Source organism: Pseudoxanthomonas sp. 68-E7, from assembly GCF_057773145.1.
Window position 1 is genome coordinate 77,415 of record NZ_JBYMTI010000002.1, and the last position, 17,093, is coordinate 94,507.

A 17,093-nucleotide genomic window follows, 5' to 3' on the forward strand; every position below is an offset into this window, starting at 1 on the left:
GAGGGTCGGCGCCTTGTGCGGCAGGGTCGCCGAAAGCGCCGCTACCGTTCCTCGGAATCACCTGCTTTCGCAGTCATCAAGCATGTGCGGATACGTTTCTTCCTTGCTTCCACGAGGGGAAGGGCGTATACGTGGATGCACTGCGCGATAGCTGAGCTCGTTCCCGGACATGGGCGCGCCTCCCGGCCAACGGCGTGTCATCAATGCCTCGGGAGAGACATGAAGAACCAACGGCAAGTCTTCGTTCTTCACGTCGGCACCGGTCAATCGATCGGACCCGATGACCTCCGGGTCATGTGGGCGACCGCCTGCGAGTCACTGGATATCAGGGTCAATCGCAAGATGGTCGGAGCGCGCCCTCCATCGTATGGGTTGTGGGTGGGCGAGCGTTTCGATCGCAAGTCCGCCGAAGCCAGGATGCGAAGTCTGCTGATGGCGCGAGGCTATCGGTTCACGCTTACGAACACCGCGTTCTAGAGGAGTCCACATGGCATTCGACATAGGTATCGGGAAGTTTCGTTCCATCGCCGAAGGCACCGTCGAGGTATGGGTCGACAGTTCGGTGGTGCGCAGGCTGCTGCCCGATGTCGAATGGAAACAGGCCGGCATCAGCGTCCTGAGGGTGCCGCAGTCGGTCTGCAGCACGACCCGGCCGATGGGCGAAGGAAAGGAAGTGTTCCTCGGCAGTGAATCCTTGAACGCCCAGAGTTTCGGACAACTCGATTTCCATGGCACGGGCGATTTCAGGCGGGTTGGACTGGGCAAACTGGTGCCCGTGCTGGACGATACGCCGCCTCCGCCGGTTGCGCGCAAGAACAGCTGGCGATAGCGGCGCGTCTCCGGCACTGCCGGAATGTGATCAGATTTTGCCGGTGCTTGATGCCCGAAGCCCAACCTATGGCACTCCGGGCGCAGCTCGGTCCGATGGTATTCAATGCCCGGTCCAGGCGGGGAAGGGAATCATGACGTTTCGAATCCATCGGCTCGTATTGCTTTTGCCGTGCTTGGTGATGCCTGCGCTGGCACAGGAGTCCCCGATTCCGACTGCCGACGCGCGTGCCGTGTTTGCCCAGGCGGAATTGCTGTGCGACGCCGATGGCGGTCGCCTATGGGGTGCGTCGTTGTGCGGCCCGATCATGCTGGTTGATCCGAAGACACGGCGGATCGTTGCCTCCCATGCCGATGCGAAGGGCGCATTGGGCAAGCTGGACGACGTTTTCGTCGGCCAGTTGCCGCCGGACGCACTTGCGGCCAATACGGCCGTTGAATGGTCCGGCACGCGCTGGACCCAGATGCTGTGGCCATTGCCGGAAGAAGAAGGCAAGCGCGCCACGCTGATCGCGCACGAAATGTTCCACCGCCTGCAGCCTGCCTTGCCGATCGCCGCCGCGAAGGGTGGCGAGAATCCCCATCTGGATACCCTGGAAGGACGCTACCTGCTGCAACTGGAGTGGCGGGCACTCGCCATGGCGCTCCAGGCGGATAACCGCGCCGCCAGGCGCGACGCGGCGGCCGATGCCCTGGCCTTTCGCGCCGAACGCTACCGCCGTTTTCCCGATGCCGCCCAGGACGAGGCCGCGCTGGAAATCAACGAAGGGCTGGCCGAATACAGCGGCGTGATGATCGGCAATGCGACGCCGGAGGCACGCCTGGAGGCGGCGCTTCATGATCTGCGCTCGCATGTCGGGGACGCCAGCTTCGTACGCTCCTTCGCGTATGCGACCGGCCCGGCCTACGGCATGCTGCTCGACGAGTTCGCCGAGGGGTGGCGCACGCAACTGGGGACGACACCGACCGATCTCGGCTCGCGCCTTCGCGATTCGGCACGCATCGAGGTGGCGGCCGGCGAAGCAAGGCTCGCTGCTGCGGCCGCCCGCTACGATGGCGCCACCTTGCGCGATGTGGAAACACGACGCGAACAGCAGCGCCTGGCCCAGCTCGAACGAAACCAGGCACGTTTCATCAAAGGCCCGGTACTGACCCTGGACCTGCAACACATGAGCGTCCAGTTCAATCCCAGCAACCTGCAGTCGCTGGATGGACTGGGCACCGTCTATCCCACCATGCGTGTCACCGATGACTGGGGCAGGTTGGAAGTGGAAGACGGCGCGGTCATGCGCAGTGACTGGAAGGCGGTCATCCTCGCGGCCCCGGATGTCTCCGGACCCGAACCGCGTGGCCCGGGCTGGAAGCTGACCTTGAAGCCAGGCTGGACGCTGGTGCCCGGACCGCGCGCGGGCGACTTCATGCTGAAAGCGCCTGGCTCCTGACCGGTCGGGAAGTCTCGACAGGCAAGTGAAGCAACGCGGTGCGTTCGCCGCGATCAACGACGCCGTCGTCCCCGGTCCGACATGCGGCGGGCCAGTCAGCAGCCGGGCGGCACAGACCGGGATGCCCGGGGTCGGTGCGGCACTTGCGGACCGGCTTGGCCGTGCGCCTAGAATGGCGCGCGTAATTTCGGTTCTGGGGAGGAACCAATGAACAAGCGCGCCGCCTTGATGGGGTTTCTGTTTCCTTGCTTCATCGAATCCAGTTGTCCCTTGCCACGCGGCCATGTCGAAAGCTTGATGCCCACGTCCGCGGAACACGGTGTGATTGACCGCATCGACGACAAACCGGAGCCCCCGATGGTCCCGCGGAGCAGCGCCATCTTTGGCTGACTGCCACGCATGGCGCGCCTCGCCGCGAAAGTCGGGCAGAGTAGGGGCCGGTGATATACGCCGCGCCAGGCAAAGGGGAGCTTCGCATGAAAAGGACATTCTTTGCGGCCATGCTGGCCGTCTATTCGATGACTGCCCTTGGACAGGTCCAGAGCGCGCGCGGCAAAGGCATGCCTCGTGTGACGTCAACGCCCAAGGCATCGCACAACTCCATGGCCAACGACACGACGCCGTTCAAATGCGAGCAGTACCGCAACCATCCGCATCCCGGCATGTACGACTTCTGCCAAAACATGGAGAACACGCTGCTTGCCGATGAAGCACGTCGTGCGGGCAGGCCGGGGCCCTCCGAGAGCATTGTCGAACTTCCCGCGCTGGGCTCGCCCGAAGCGAAACAGTTGGGCTATGCATGCATTGGCGGGCAAGCCTTCAAGCGGCTCGCCAATGGCTGGGAACAGGTACATTCGAGCGCGGGAGGATGGCAGCGCTGCCGCGGCGGTTGACGGGATGCCGGTCGCCCTGGGCTCAGCTATGTTTCATGACGCCATGATCCGGTTTGAGGGTTCCCAGCGGACAGGTCTGCACGGACTACAAGAATGATGAGTGGGTCACTTGGCCGGCCCGTCATTCCCGTGCCTGCATGAGCGCGAGTCCGAGTCCAACCGCTCGGCGATGCCCTGCGGGCCAATGTCTCCTGCACGATTGATGAGTACCACCACAGTACGTCGCAGGGCGGGGACGTGACGGAGGTATCCCGTGAATCCCGCCGTGCCCCCGCCATGCCCCACCACCTGACCACCGTCAGCCAGTTCCCAACCCGCGCCCCAGCCGGCTGAGCCACCGTCGGCAAGCGGTGCGTCGCGCCACATATCGTGGAGCAGGGCATCGGGCAGCAGCGTGCCCTGGTCAAGGGCGACGGCGAAACGCGCCATGTCGTCGATGCTGGCGAGCAGTCCTCCGGCGGCCCAGGCCGAGCCGGGGGCGGTAATGGGTGGGTCGAGCCAACGGCCATCCTGGTAAAGATGACCTTGGGCGATGAGACGACGATCGCTGGCACGACGCGGCCCGGCATTGCGCATGCCCAGTGGACCCAGGATCTCGTCCTGCAGGAACTGCCAGTAGTCCGCGCCCGTCACCTGCTCGATGGCGAGTCCCAGCAGGATGTAGTTGGTATTGGAATAGGCGTGTCTTGTTCCGGGAGCAAAGTCGGGTGGCGTCTGGGCGACCAGCGCCAACAATTCCCTGGGCGCAGGATCCGTCGGCATCAGTTCAAGGAAGTTTCCCTCATTGAGATAGTTCGGAATGCCCGACGTGTGGCTGAGCAGCATGGAGAGTGCAATCGGCTGCCATGCCACAGGCAGGTCGTCCACGTAGCGACCGATGGGAGCATCTACATCAAGCAGGCCACGCTGCCGAAGCCGGAATACCAGAAGTGCGGTGAATACCTTGGTGATGGAGCCCAGTTCGAACACCGTATGGCGGTCGACCAGCGCATCGCTGGCGTCGTTGCGCCGTCCCGCGGCGGCCATTTCCGCTATCCGCCCCCGTTCCACCAGGACCGCGGCAATCCCCGGCTGGCGCTCGGCCTCGAGAAGGACGGCCAGGGATTGGCATTCCTTCGGTTGATGGCTGCCTCCTCGGGCGCCAGGCACGATAAGTCCGGCCCCCGCGGCGAGCAGTGCGGTACACAAACGACGGCGTGTCGGGTCATTCTGCATCGGCAGCAAGCTGGTGGTCCGAAGTCGGCGATGGTAGAGGGCCAGCGGCTGCTTCGACTACTGTCTCCTTTCCCCATGCGCTACACGGGAGGTGCTCTTCGAAATCTGCCTTGGCAAGGACTAGGCAAAGAAGGCAGAAATTCGGAACACGGTAGCCAAGTTCGGTGTCAGTTTTGGAAGTTCCTGCCCCTCTGCAAAGCCCCGCTCACAAAGGTCTAGCTGCACTTAGCGTCTAAAAAAGCACAAGTGAGTCGCTGGCAGGGACACGATCCGGAAAAATTTCCTAGGCTGGGGACACGATCGTAAATGTACCTTGGGATCCAGATCGCGAGATATGGTCTATATCTTATATTTTTCGCTTTATTTTCAATCAGTTACAGTTGCGCAATGCCAGTCCGCGTGCTAATTCTGCGCGGTCGCAATCCGGCGACATTCCCAATCGGCAGACTTAAATGATGACCTGACGCAATTGGATGCCCGTGGCTAGAACGACGAAAGGCCTGGGCTGCAACCCAGGCCTTTCAGAGAAATCGGATGATCCGCCGATTGGGACTAGCCTTTCATGTTTTCTCTCCTACGTCAATAGGAGGGCGGGCGTCTATTGCCTAGGGTCTTGGAGACCCAACAATGAATGGCCCAATTGCAAGTTTTCGGCCCGTTCGTGACCTGAAGGTCCGAAGCGGTGAACTGGTGATGTGCGAGGGAAAGCTCTCAAGGATCATGAGCTGCGAAGCGCCGGAAAGGATTCAAATCAAAGCCGAAGGCACCCATGAATATCGCTGGGTGGGGGTGGGAGAGCTCTCTCCTTATGTGCGGGCTGTGCCAAAAGGCCGAATAAGGCAGGTGACGCAGAGCAATCCCGAGCAAGAGACATCGGCAAGGACATGGACCAACGCTCTGGCGACAGCGGCAAGAACCTACGGAAGACGGCTGCCAGCTCATGCATGCCGGGAGCTGGCCGCTCGCATGCAGGTATCCACCAAGACGGTTAGAAGGCGCTGGCGGCTATACAGAGCGAATCCTCTACCCGCAGCCCAACTACCGAGCCTCCCTGGCCCAATTCCTAACTCCCGACTTCTTCCGCCGGCCGTGGAGAATCTCATTGCTGCGGCCATAGATGAGGTCTACCTGACCCGCGAACCAAGCACGGTTGCAGCAGTCAAGAGAAGATGTGACGAGCTTTCGAACAAGGCAAAGGTCACGGCCCCGAGTTACACGGCAATCTCTGCGCGGATAAAAGCACGAGATCCCATGCAATTGGCGATCAAGCGACGCGGCACAGATGAGGCTTATGCGCAGCAGGCTCCGTCGATTAGTGGCTTAGATGTACGTCGCCCACTGGAGATCGTCCAGATCGACCACGCGTTGGTAGACCTAATCATAGTGAGCACTGTTACAAGACGAGTAATTGGGCGGCCATGGATTACGGTGGCTATAGATGTGTACACGCGTTGTATCGTGGGCTACTACATGAGCTTTGATCCTCCCGATCAAACATCTGTGGCGCTCACGATGGAGCACAGCTGTCTACCTAAGGACAAATGGCTGAAAGAACTTGGGTTGGAGACCAAGATTACGTACCCAATGTTCGGAAAAATGTCGCGGGTAGCCTGGGACAATGCCAAGACATTCCGAGCCAGGGCCGTCCAGGTCCAATGCGAACGGTACGGGATTGAGGTGATACCACGCCCCGTGAAGCGCCCGCACTACGGGGCGTACATCGAGCGTTATATCGGCACGATGATGGGAGCAGTTCACATCCTGCCAGGAACCACATTCTCAAATCCGAGCAAACGCCGGGACTATCCGTCCGAAAAAAAAGCGACCTTGACTTTGTCTGAGTTTGAGCAATGGCTTGCGCTGCAGATAGCTGGCGTTTATCACAACAGCCCTCATCGAGGCCTTGGTGGTCGCACCCCCGGACAAGTCTGGGAGCAATCATGGAAAACAAAGGACGGGGAGTGCAGGTTTCCGCCCATCATCGGCGATCCTCGTGACTTCACCCTTGGATTCCTGCCCGTAGTCAATCGGAAAGTGGCCAGGTCGGGCATCCAGTTGAACTCCTTGCGCTACTGGGATCCCGCACTCACACCTTTCATTAACGACGGAATTGAACACCGGATTCACTACAGTCAGCGCGATCTAACGAAGATCTACCTTCACACCGTTGACGGATATGTAGAAATACCTTTATTGAATCGAACCGTAGAGAAATTTTCACTATGGGAGCTGCGCGACGTCAGGCAGCACTATCGGGACCAAGGGAAGCAGGCAGCATCCGAGAGCGAACTATTCAAGGCAATTGAGCAGCAACGCCATGTATTGCGGAGCGCTGCCGCAGATTCAAAGGTGGCCAGACGCAAGGTCGCAAGGCTACCAGCTGCAGATTCTGCGGTGAATACAGTTATCGAGCTCGATTACTCTAAGCCAGTTTCTGCATTGTCGGAAGAGCGCGGGGGCGTGGAATGAACAGTATTCAAGCAGGCGCCAGCGTCTCAATTCCCGCGCATCTGGAGAATGATCTCCCATTTGTCCTTAGTGCTCACTCTGTCGGAATACTCAGAGCGCTTAGCCGCCTTCGCACCAGTCAATTTCGCAGAGTTCGCCCGTTGTGCTTGCACATATCCGCCGCCGCTGGTAGTGGCAAGACTCGCCTTCTTCGACACTACATGTCTCAGCTAGTGGGCGATCCAGGGGCGAACGGGCTTCGTCATCGGGAAGTCGTATTGGTCGAGGCCCCTTACGATGGAAACTGCATGAAGCTGTGTGGCGCCATCATCCATGCCTGTTTGCCCGGCTTCCCTCTGCGAAATGCTCGAATAGTTCATGAGAAGCTTGCAGATATCCTCATGACATCTGGCGTTAAGCAGGTTCTTATTGATGAGGCGGGAAACATACTTAACGCAGGCAGAGCGGGGCAGCAGCATACCCTCGCGATGATCAAGTTCATATGCAACCTGGGAATCACGGTCGGTATCGCCACGACAAAGAACATGGTGAATGTCCTTTCTGCTGACGAGCAACTGGCATCGCGCTTCAAGCACATCGAAATCCCAGTGTGGAAAGAGACAACAGAGTTCCGACAGTTCTTGGCGGGGATTGAAGGGGCGCTCAAGTTGCCAGCCGCTTCTCAGCTTGACAGCCAGACAATCATACGATGGCTGATAACTCATGACTGTTGTGTGACCTCGCAACTCGTGGAACTTCTGATAAGGGCAGCCCGCTTGGTCCATATCAAGGGACGTGACCGCATTACCGTCGATATTCTTGATGAAGCATTAAAGATCGGGTGGGCCGGTTCAATGGAGGCTGCCAATGATGGTTGACGACCTTCCTGCGATCGCACGACCTTATCCCGGTGAAAGTATCGTCTCGTGGCTTCACGCCACCAGACGCGTTCTTAAGCTACCGGAGTTCGAATGGTGGGCATGGTGTGGGTGCTGCCTCTCTGAGCCGGAGCGTAAGGCAACAGGAGAGAAGTGGGGGCGACTCCCGGATGAGTTGGGACGGATTGAACAAGTCCCAGCAGCGTGGAGGGTCGGAGGCTCTTGGAGGGAACTTGCCTGCCCACGTTGTCGTATTTCTGATGAGGCCGGTGAGCGACATCCAGTACTTGTGGACTGGCTAGATGTCAGGTCAATCGCCTGCCGAGAACATCAGCTCCTCCTGTCCCAATACGTCCCCAGGGCTGCGCTACCCGTCTCATCGAATCCGGAGTTGCAGGCGCTCTTTGAATGGCTCGAACAGTGGCGAAATGGAGATCTTGAGCGTGCTGATGCCAGGTTACGGCGGGATTTGGTCATCGCGTCAGGCAGGAACTGGGATCCCAGCTGGGGCGGCATCGCGAGCAGTGAGCTCACATGGGTGATTGAAGGGATGGGCTGGCAACTACCGAGATCCCGTCGTGCCTATCCACCATTCGGTCCCGTACGTATTGGAGAGCTGCCCTTGGTGGATAGGGCGGCAGCCTTGCTCGGTGCCTATCGTGCTTGGCAGGTGCTTCGCGGCGCCGACGGCTCGAACCTCCCAGATTGGCCTAATCAGGCCTGGGCATGGCTGGGGCGACGTGCACGAGCACTGCCGTCCTAGCTTTGTGGGACTTTTACGCGCGATAGCTCGTCCACTTGTGTGTGCCCGGAAGGGTAAAATCCGTTCAGGTTCGCACGTGTAATCGCTAACGCTTGGTACTCTGTAGTGCCCATCACGGGCGGCCGCCAGTGTCCATCGATGCTGGCGGCCTTTTTCCCGTCTACTCCAAGACGTCAATGACCACATCGCCTTTGGGGTCGAAGCGGACCAGCTCTCGGCGCCCGCAGGGGTACTCTTTAATCAGGAGGCCTGGCGTCGTCGTACTCTCGGCATAGTAAACAGGCCGCCCCGCCCTGAGATGTGAGGTCACAGCCTCACCGTCATCGTCAGATGCCAGCTTGACGAAGGCATCCCATTCTTTGTCGTCCGGATAAGCGCAGGACGCACTCATATAGTAGCCCTCCGAAAGTCAATTTCTCAGCCAGAGTTATTGTGTCAAACCGACTGGCGCTCAAATACAGGACGCCGATTAGGCAGTGTTATCGAGGGTAAGGCTGCAACCGGTCGGTTCTGCCTTTGCATGTGCGGGAACCCAAGTCCAGGCGCTCGACGATGATAGATGCGCGCTGTCCTCCGTGCGTGCACCCTCTAGCCAAGGCGTCCTAGTCAGCTCAATGCGCTGCTTTATCACCAAAGGGTTCGGGAGGGCGTTAGTAGGCTTCCACTGGAATGTCCAATCTCCGGCTTCTCCGGCCGCAAGCCTTATCGGCCGTTCACGGCGCTTGGTACACCTCGGACTCCGTACACACGGTTACTACGGCACAGCCTCGCTGGTCTTGACCACCTTGGTGGGACGCGCCTGCTGGTCAAAGCAATAGGCGGCATTGGCGACGCAGTTGCCGGCGACCTGCCAGATGAAGCGCGTTGCCTCCTGGGTGGTGGTAGATTGCCGCAATGGCGTCCAGGTTTCGGATTTGGCGAGATTGCTGCGCCAGCCCTGCATCGAGTCGCCAATCCGGCTGGGGTAGGGGCCCGCCGATGAGCCCGCGTATAACCGGTCGCCGCGACGGAGCAGTTGGGTCGAACCTTCATACACTTCCGTGGACAGCAGCTTGCCTTCTCCCGCGCCCCAGCGCGTGCTGTGGGTGTAGCGAGTGACGTCGCCTTCGGGATCGGTCACCGCCACCGTCTTGGTTTCCACGCAGGTGCCCGCTGCCGCGCAGGGGTGCTGGACGGTGCTGTATTGCGCGTCGGGGTAGGTGTAGGTCCAGGTGCGGGTGGGAATGCCAGGGCCTGAGAACTGTTTCTGCCGCACAGCGAACGTGCCGTAGATGGCGGGAATGGCCTCATAGGGCAAGGTCTCAGCGCTCTGCTGCAGGCAGGCGCTTTCCACGTAGCTCCTGCCGTGCCAGGTGGCGGTAGTCTCGAAGGTGCCCACGAGCCCGCTGGGATGGGTCAGCGTGGACGTCGTCAGGCCGCCGGCCGCCTGGGCGTGGCTGCCACCACTGGCGCAATCGTTGAAGGATTCGGGCGCAGGGTTGCCGCCCAGATCGGCTAGATTGAAACTCCAGCGGCTGGCGTCTGGTTGCACTACGGCGGAGAGCTTGTATCGCGTCACGCCGGATAGCGTCTCGCTGACATATTCGTACTGCCACGTACGCGGCGAGGCCGAGGCGGCCTGCACGGTGATGTGGTCGATGACGCGGGCGTCGCTGCGCCAGGTCAGGTCGACGAGGCGGCCATCGCTGGCTTCAATGCGATAGAGCTTGCCGGACAGATCACCGCAGGCGTTGCCGTACGCCGGAGGCGGGCAGTAGTGGTACTTGACCCAGTTGCCGACGCGATCCTCCACACGGGAGACGTACAGCGTGCCCAGCATGCGCTGCAGGTAGAAGCTACCGTCCGGCGGGATGTCCTGGACGATGCCGGCCGCCCGCTCGCCGACCAGATGATCCAGGTAGTAGCGTTCGCCGGAGGGCGAGATGGCCAGGAAGCCCTCGCCGGGCTGACCATTGCTGGTGGCGGGCAGGCAACCCAGCTGCCAGTTCTGCAGGGTGACCGCGGGATAGGGGCCGCCGGTCGCGGGCGCCTGCGTGTTTTCCGCGGTCCGCTTGAGCAGTTGCTGGCGACCTGACGGGGTGATCAGTTCGTAGCCTTGCCACCAGTCATCGAGAACGAACGTTCCCTTTTTCACCGGCAAACCAAAGTAGGTGCAACGTGCCACAGTGCCCACCGTGTCGTTGGCGGCGGTCTGGGTTTTCCAGTAGGTGCCCGGTGTTGAAACGATGGGATCCATGCCGGGTGTCGTGCGAATGGTGAGCATGGGCATCAGCGATTCGATGCGGGGAATGCTAAGCGTCCAGTCGTGGAAGGCGTTGGGCTGAGTGCGCGTGTCGCGGGTCTGGACCGTGGTGGTCTCGCGGGTCAGCACGATGGCCGGGCCCGCGCCCTCCAGGGCGATATCGGTCTGGCTGAAGCTGAGTTCGCCGGTATAGAGGTTGATGTTCTCGCCGAACGGCGTATCACCGAGCGGCTGGATGGTCTGATAGACCTTCAGGCGCTTCATGTATTCGTCCTGCGGGCGGACTTCCTGCGCTTGCGTGCTCTGGCAATACATCGTCGCGGCCAACAGGCACAGCGGCGCGACCCTGACGGAGACTTCCATCCGATTCCCCTCTTCGGTTGCGAAGACACCTTGTGCAGTGCCTCCACGCCCTGACTCCTGCCTCGAAGCATCGGGGATGCTAGATGACGATGCAAGCCATTCATAACAAAATGCCAGGCGAGGCTACGACGAAAAGCAGGCCGGCAGGGGATTCGCCCGACCCGCTCAACTCCCAGCCGTACCGCATCCTAGGTTAAGGAACGTGTTCTGGGGCCAAGTAACCTGGAGCTGCCAGAAAAACTCTCAATACCTCGCGCTCTGTTAAGAGGACTGAAGCCGAACAGCGCGCGCCACACTTCCCGGATAGGCTGCAAGGTGCGGCTTTCTAGTGACCTCAAAGAAGCCCGGTTGACTTCGGTTGGCCGGGATAGGATGCTCTTGTGTAAGGGAAACGGAAGATGGCGATATACGGTGAACCGGAGATGCCGCCGTATAGGAATCAGGATGTTCTAATGGGGGGCAGGGATGTCGAAGCGTCGCATTGCGCATATGTTGCTGGGCGGACTGGTTGCGTATGCACGCTACTGGGAGCCGGTGGCGGCCCAAGTGCAGAAGGAAACTCACGAAGAGTGCGCCAAGCAGATCAAAACGGCCGAAGCCGTGGGCGCGCTGGGCAATGATCTGTTCGGCGAACAGGTCAATCTTTACACCGGCAGCCTGTCCTTCGCCGTCACCGACGTCAGACTGCGCGGGAACAACGCACTACCTGTGGAACGCTCCGCTTCAAAATTGAGTCGCGCGAGCCTGTGTCTGCGGGACTTCTCCAGCGACTGGGTACTGGACACTTTCTAACTATAAGGCACGTCCGGCCATGCTGCCGCGGTAAGCAAAAGAAGTGCGTGTTGTATGGCTGAATGGTTGATCAGGCTCCTGCCAGGGTGCAGTGGGCGTATCTAGTGCAACGCTTCTAGGGCCGCATCGGCGTTGGGTTGGGCGATGGTTTGCAACGTAAAAACAAAATAGGTGAAAGGATGCTCAAGGGAATAAGAAAAGAGGCGCACAAGGGGAGTGCCGGTCGCTGCAGATTTGGTCGACGCATCGTGGCAGCAGTTTCACTAGCGCTGACTTTGATGCCATTCACGGTTGCGGCGCAAGCTGACTATGCGAAGCGTATCAAGATGTATGAAACTATCCAGCCGCTGGGTGATACACCGTTCGGCGAGAACATCAACCTCTATACCGGTGAACTATCGTTTCTTCAGACGGATATCAAGCTGGAAGGGAATGGCCCAGCTATCGTCCTGGCACGAGATATGGTTTCTTCGCCTGTTGACGCGTTCAACCATAGCGCGTCTCCCCTCGATACCTTCGGGCGCTGGAGTCTTAGTATCCCACGCATTGAAGCATTGGTGAAATCGACGTCCTTGGAGCCTGGGGTCAATTGGCAAGTGGCGGTCTACTCGCCGACTGGAGAACGCACGCGGAGTCCCACCCGATGCACCAATTTTGGCGTGCCGTACGATGCGAATGAAGACGTTTGGGTGTGGTGGAAAGAAGGCTACGAATTCACGACTGAGAGTGGCCAGAAGCAACAGATGCTAAAGCGTGTTGCCGGAAATACATTGAAGCCAAGTATGTTGAAGCCAGATGGAACACCCTACGTGTTCCCCATCGTGACGCAACAGAACTGGCAGATTGGATGCTTGGCAAGTACGAGCAATGGACAGATTGGGGAGGGGTTCCTAGCGGTCTCGCCTGACGGGACGAAGTACTATCTCGACCATCTGGCAGGGGTCCCTGCGAGTTCGGTCTATGAGCAGATACCGGACGTAAACCGGCCAATCACGCATCGCCGGATGGCTGTGGCCATGCTCGTGACTCGGATTGAGGACAAATTTGGAAACTACCTGACTTACAACTACACAGGGACCAAGCTGGCCTCGATAAGCGCAAGCGATGGCAGGCTAGTGACCATCCAATGGCGGCAGGATGGTGTGCATCGCATCAGTTCAATTACGGTGCAGCCTGCAACGGGGCCGACGCGGGTATGGCAGTATCAATACAGTGGTAACGAATTGACAGGGGTCACGCTCCCAGATTCCTCGCGCTGGGAGTTCAACATCACAAATTCTCCCAGGCCCGTGACGTTGACTAACTCCTGTCTGACCCGCACATCTGCTTCTATCCTTGGGCCAGAGGGTACATTTACGCTCAAGACGCCCAGCGGATTGACCGGTAAATTCTTGCTGTCGGGGACCTATCACGCCCGTAGCTATGTTCCCAGCGAGTGCAGGGTTTTTTCGGGGTTCTACGCTGAGGACTATTTTCCGTTATTCGGGACGGGCTCTCTGATACGGAAGACGTTCAGTGGCCCTGGTGTTCCAGAGATGGTGTGGAACTACGCCTATTCTCCTGCAGTGGGCAGTACGACCCAGGATGCGTGTGCTCAAAATGGTACCTGCGCCGACACCCGTTGGGTGGAGGTCACCAATCCTGACGGAAGCAAGGAACGGCACACCTTGTCCACGCGCTGGGGAGCCACGGAAGGCAAGACCGTCAAGGTGGAGCGCTCCCAAGGCGGGGTCCTGAAAAGGACTGAACTCTTTACGTATGCGGCGCCCAACCATGGGCCCTATCCCGCGGATCTTGGCGCCGCATTGGACGACTTCGAGGCCAATGGGTGGAAGAACAGAACGTGGACACCGGTCTTGAACTCGGTAGTCATCCAGGACGGCACCAGGTTCAGTTCGACGGTTTCGGAATTCGACTCCTACGCGCGCCCGATTCGTGTCACCAAGAGTAGTGCGCCGACGCCATGAGGCGTCGTGGCACCAGATTTGGTTGATCGGATCACAAGCACGTCATTACAGGGAATTACGCATGTATCGGATACGGAAGCACAGAGTAAAAGGGGCGGCATTGAGCGTTTTGCTGGCGCTGCCTTTGGCGGCACAGGCCCAAACTTTCAGCAAAGTCGAGACCATCGAGTACCACGATGACGCCACGCTGTGGGTACTCGGCCAGGTCAAGCGCACGACCACCGACGGGGTGGAGACCAGCAAGACCGATTACGGCTGGAAGGCGTTGCCCTGGAAAACCTACAGCTTTGGCAAGCTGCAGCAGACCTTGGCCTACGACAGCACCTCGGCAGTGACCACAGGTCAGTTGGGGACGCTGAAAACCGTCACCGACGGCAAGAGTCAGGTCACCACGTTCGGAAGCTGGAAGCGGGGCATTCCGCAAACCGTTGCCTATGCGGATGGCAAGGCTCAGTCCGCCGCGGTCAATGACCACGGGTGGATTACCGCGGTCACCGACGAGAACGGATTTGCCACCGGATATGGCTACGATGCCATGGGCCGGCTGTCCAGCATCGTCTATCCGTCCGCCGACACCGTGGCTTGGGATACGACAACACGGGTGTTCACCCAGGTTAACGAGGAGGAATACGGTATTCCAGCCGGCCATTGGCGGCTGACCGAGACTACCGATGACTACCTGAAGGTCACCTATTTTGATGCCCTATGGCGGCCAGTCATCGAACAGGAAGAGGACACGACGGACGACGTGTCAACGCTGCGCTGGACCATGCGCCGCTATGACCACGAGGGCAGGGTGGTGTTTGCTTCCTACCCACGTAACCCCTATGTGGACGGCTGGGCCGATTACACGGGAGCCCCACTGGGCGCGCCGTTGAACACCCCCATGCGGGGCACGGCCACGACCTATGACGCACTGGGCCGGGTCACCCAAACCAAGCAAGACTCCGAACTGGGGCCGCTCACCACCACGACCCAGTACCTGGCCGGCTTCCTGACCCAGGTCACCAACCCGCGTAACCAGAGCACCATCACCGGTTACATGGCTTTCGACCAGCCGACCTACGACTGGCCCGTCAGCGTCAGCCACCCGGAAGGGGCCTATACCACTATCGTCCGGGACAAGTACGGCAAGCCCCTAAGCATCAAACGCAGCAACAGCACCAGTAGCGTCGCAGTAACTCGTAGCTATACCTATAACAGCTACCAGGAGCTGTGCCGGGCGGTCGAACCGGAGACTGGTGCGACCCTGATGGGGTACGACGCGGCAGGTAATCTGGCCTGGAGCGCATCGGGACTGCCGGCAACTACCGCCTGCGAGACCAATGGCACCAGCGCCCCCGTGCTGGCGCGCAAGGCGGCCCGGACCTACGACGCGCGCAACCGCCTCAAAACCCTGGCCTTCCCGGACACCAACGGGAACCAGACGTGGCTCTATACCCCGGACGGCCTGCCCCAGCGCATCACCACCGTCAACAGCGAAGGGGAAGATACGGCGGTCAACGAGTACACTTACAACAAGCGCCGCCTGCTGACGCACGAGACGTTGAGTCAGCCGGGTTGGTACAGCATGGGCGTTGAGTACGAGTACAACGGCAAGGGGCAGCTTGCCGGACAGACGTACCCGAACGACCTGTACGTGGACTATGACGTCAACGCCCTGGGCCAGCCGCGTCGGGTCGGTGACTTTGCCACTAACGTTAGTTACTACCCCAACGGCTCCATCAAGGGGTTCACCTACGGCAATGGCGTCGTCTTCTCGATGACCCAGAACGCCCGCCAATTCCCGGCGCGGGCGCTCAACAGTCTGGGGGTGTCGGACTACCAATACTTCTACGACGCCAACGCCAACATCACCCGCATTGATGACGGGGTGAACGGGCTGACGCATCAGCGGCAGATGCAGTATGACGGCCTGGACCGTCTGACCAGCGTAGCCAGTCCCCACTTCGGTGGTAATGGCACGCACCAGTTCACCTACGACGTGCTGGACAACTTGCGTTCGTGGAAGCTGAGCGGCGTCAAGGACTACGCCAACTACGTCTACAACACCAGCAACCGGTTGATGTCCATCCAGAACAGCGCCGCGGCGACGGTGCTGGGCCTGGACTACGACGTCCAGGGCAATCTCAGCAACAAGAACGGGCAGGCCTACCAGTTCGACTTCGGCAACCGCCTGCGCGAGGTGCCGGGCAAGGGCGGCTACCACTACGACGGCCACGGCCGTCGCATCCTGGCGTGGAAGGACGTCGGGGGGATGGACTACTCGATGTACAGCCAGGCCGGGGCGCTGCTGTACCAGGAGTCGGAGGACAAGGCCAAATCCATCGAGAACGTCTATCTGGCCGGCAGCCTCATCGCCAGTTATGAGTACGACTGGAATGCGGATGTCTTCGTCACCCGCTATCACCACACCGACCAGCTAGGCAGCCCGGTGGCGGTGACCAATGCAACAGGGCAGGTGACCGAGCGGACCAAGTGGGAGCCTTATGGCGCGGCCATTGGCAAGCCGAACTACGACGGCATCGGTTTCACTGGGCATATGCAGGATGGCAACACCAGCCTTGTGTACATGCAGCAGCGGTATTACGACCCGCTCATCGGGCGGTTCCTGTCGGTGGACCCGGTGATGGCCTACAGCAATCCGGTCGGGGCCTTTAACCGGTATTGGTACGCCAACAACAATCCGTATAAGTTCACCGATCCCGATGGCAGATGCGTGATGCCTGGCAGCCCGTATTGTGGCAAGACCATTGAGAACATACAGGCAATGAGCGAGGCCAGTAGCCCTCCGGCGGGAGGGTTAGGTGAACGGATATTTAGGGCGCTGGTTGAATTCAGTCCAATTTTCGGTGACCGAGCGGCGTTCGCTGAGGCAACCCGCACTCCCACCCCAGCAAATGTTACTGCGGCCGTAGTAGGGTTGACTGGCCCCGTTGGAGACGTTGTCGGAAAAGGCTTGAAACGTTCCGACGATGTAGCAGATGCTATTGGGCTGAATAAGAAGATGGCCAGTGAACAACAGTTGGCCGAGGTGATGTCGGGAGAGGGAACGGTCATAGCAGGTGGAGTTAGCGGAAAGGAACTCCGAGACTCACCACGCTTAAGCGCAGTCCATGGAGGACAAGAATCGGATTGGACGAAAGTAACGAGCTCGACACATACCGCTCCTGATGGACAGAAGTTCTCCACACACGCATATCAGAATCAGTCCACAGGCCAAGTCGTAGAGCCAAAGACAAAATTTGAGAACTGAAAGGTC

The 17,093-nt window shown here is 59.7% G+C and carries 11 protein-coding genes; 9 read left to right on the forward strand and 2 right to left on the reverse strand.

Translation table 11 applies throughout. The annotated features are described in order from the left end of the window. Positions 1-487: 487 nt before the first annotated feature. From AC3DE2_RS04990 to AC3DE2_RS05005, 4 genes are all read left to right on the forward strand, one after another. A complete protein-coding gene (locus AC3DE2_RS04990) occupies positions 488-829 on the forward strand; it encodes a hypothetical protein (protein WP_295382496.1) in 342 nt (113 codons plus the stop codon). A 43-nt stretch (positions 830-872) separates the two neighbouring features. Continuing rightward, positions 873-2,270, forward strand: coding sequence for a hypothetical protein (locus AC3DE2_RS04995; RefSeq protein WP_295382503.1), 1,398 nt, complete (start codon positions 873-875; stop codon positions 2,268-2,270). Between the two features lie 207 nt (positions 2,271-2,477). Continuing rightward, positions 2,478-2,660 (forward strand): hypothetical protein, encoded by a 183-nt coding sequence (locus tag AC3DE2_RS05000; protein WP_295382495.1) that lies wholly within the window; start codon positions 2,478-2,480, stop codon positions 2,658-2,660. A gap of 86 nt (positions 2,661-2,746) precedes the next feature. Next, positions 2,747-3,163: a hypothetical protein gene (locus AC3DE2_RS05005; RefSeq protein WP_488425311.1), complete on the forward strand. Its 417-nt coding sequence runs from the start codon at positions 2,747-2,749 to the stop codon at positions 3,161-3,163. A gap of 105 nt (positions 3,164-3,268) precedes the next feature. Here the strand turns inward: AC3DE2_RS05005 and AC3DE2_RS05010 are convergent, their stop codons facing one another. Beyond that, positions 3,269-4,378, reverse strand: coding sequence for a serine hydrolase domain-containing protein (locus tag AC3DE2_RS05010; RefSeq protein WP_488425749.1), 1,110 nt, complete (start codon positions 4,376-4,378; stop codon positions 3,269-3,271). 1,251 nt (positions 4,379-5,629) lie between these two features. Here AC3DE2_RS05010 and AC3DE2_RS05015 point away from each other — a divergent pair. Together AC3DE2_RS05015 and AC3DE2_RS05020 are read left to right on the forward strand one after the other, a co-directional pair. After that, a complete protein-coding gene (locus tag AC3DE2_RS05015; RefSeq protein WP_488425313.1) occupies positions 5,630-6,847 on the forward strand; it encodes a transposase in 1,218 nt (405 codons plus the stop codon). Continuing rightward, positions 6,844-7,704 (forward strand): TniB family NTP-binding protein, encoded by an 861-nt coding sequence (locus AC3DE2_RS05020; RefSeq protein ID WP_488425315.1) that lies wholly within the window; start codon positions 6,844-6,846, stop codon positions 7,702-7,704. Before AC3DE2_RS05015 ends, AC3DE2_RS05020 begins: the two co-directional genes overlap by 4 nt. Before the next feature lie 1,517 nt (positions 7,705-9,221). Here AC3DE2_RS05020 and AC3DE2_RS05025 read toward each other — a convergent pair. Next, positions 9,222-11,072: a hypothetical protein gene (locus AC3DE2_RS05025; RefSeq protein ID WP_488425317.1), complete on the reverse strand. Its 1,851-nt coding sequence runs from the start codon at positions 11,070-11,072 to the stop codon at positions 9,222-9,224. 465 nt (positions 11,073-11,537) lie between these two features. Here AC3DE2_RS05025 and AC3DE2_RS05030 point away from each other — a divergent pair, with 465 nt between their 5' ends. The 3 genes from AC3DE2_RS05030 to AC3DE2_RS05040 all read left to right on the forward strand — a co-directional run bounded on the left by AC3DE2_RS05030 (position 11,538) and on the right by AC3DE2_RS05040 (position 17,087). Next, a complete protein-coding gene (locus AC3DE2_RS05030; RefSeq protein ID WP_488425319.1) occupies positions 11,538-11,864 on the forward strand; it encodes a hypothetical protein in 327 nt (108 codons plus the stop codon). Positions 11,865-12,001: 137 nt separating this feature from the next. Beyond that, entirely contained in the window at positions 12,002-13,831 is a 1,830-nt protein-coding gene (locus tag AC3DE2_RS05035; RefSeq protein ID WP_488425320.1) for a hypothetical protein, read from the forward strand. Between the two features lie 100 nt (positions 13,832-13,931). Then, entirely contained in the window at positions 13,932-17,087 is a 3,156-nt protein-coding gene (locus AC3DE2_RS05040; RefSeq protein WP_488425322.1) for an RHS repeat domain-containing protein, read from the forward strand. Positions 17,088-17,093 lie beyond the last annotated feature (6 nt).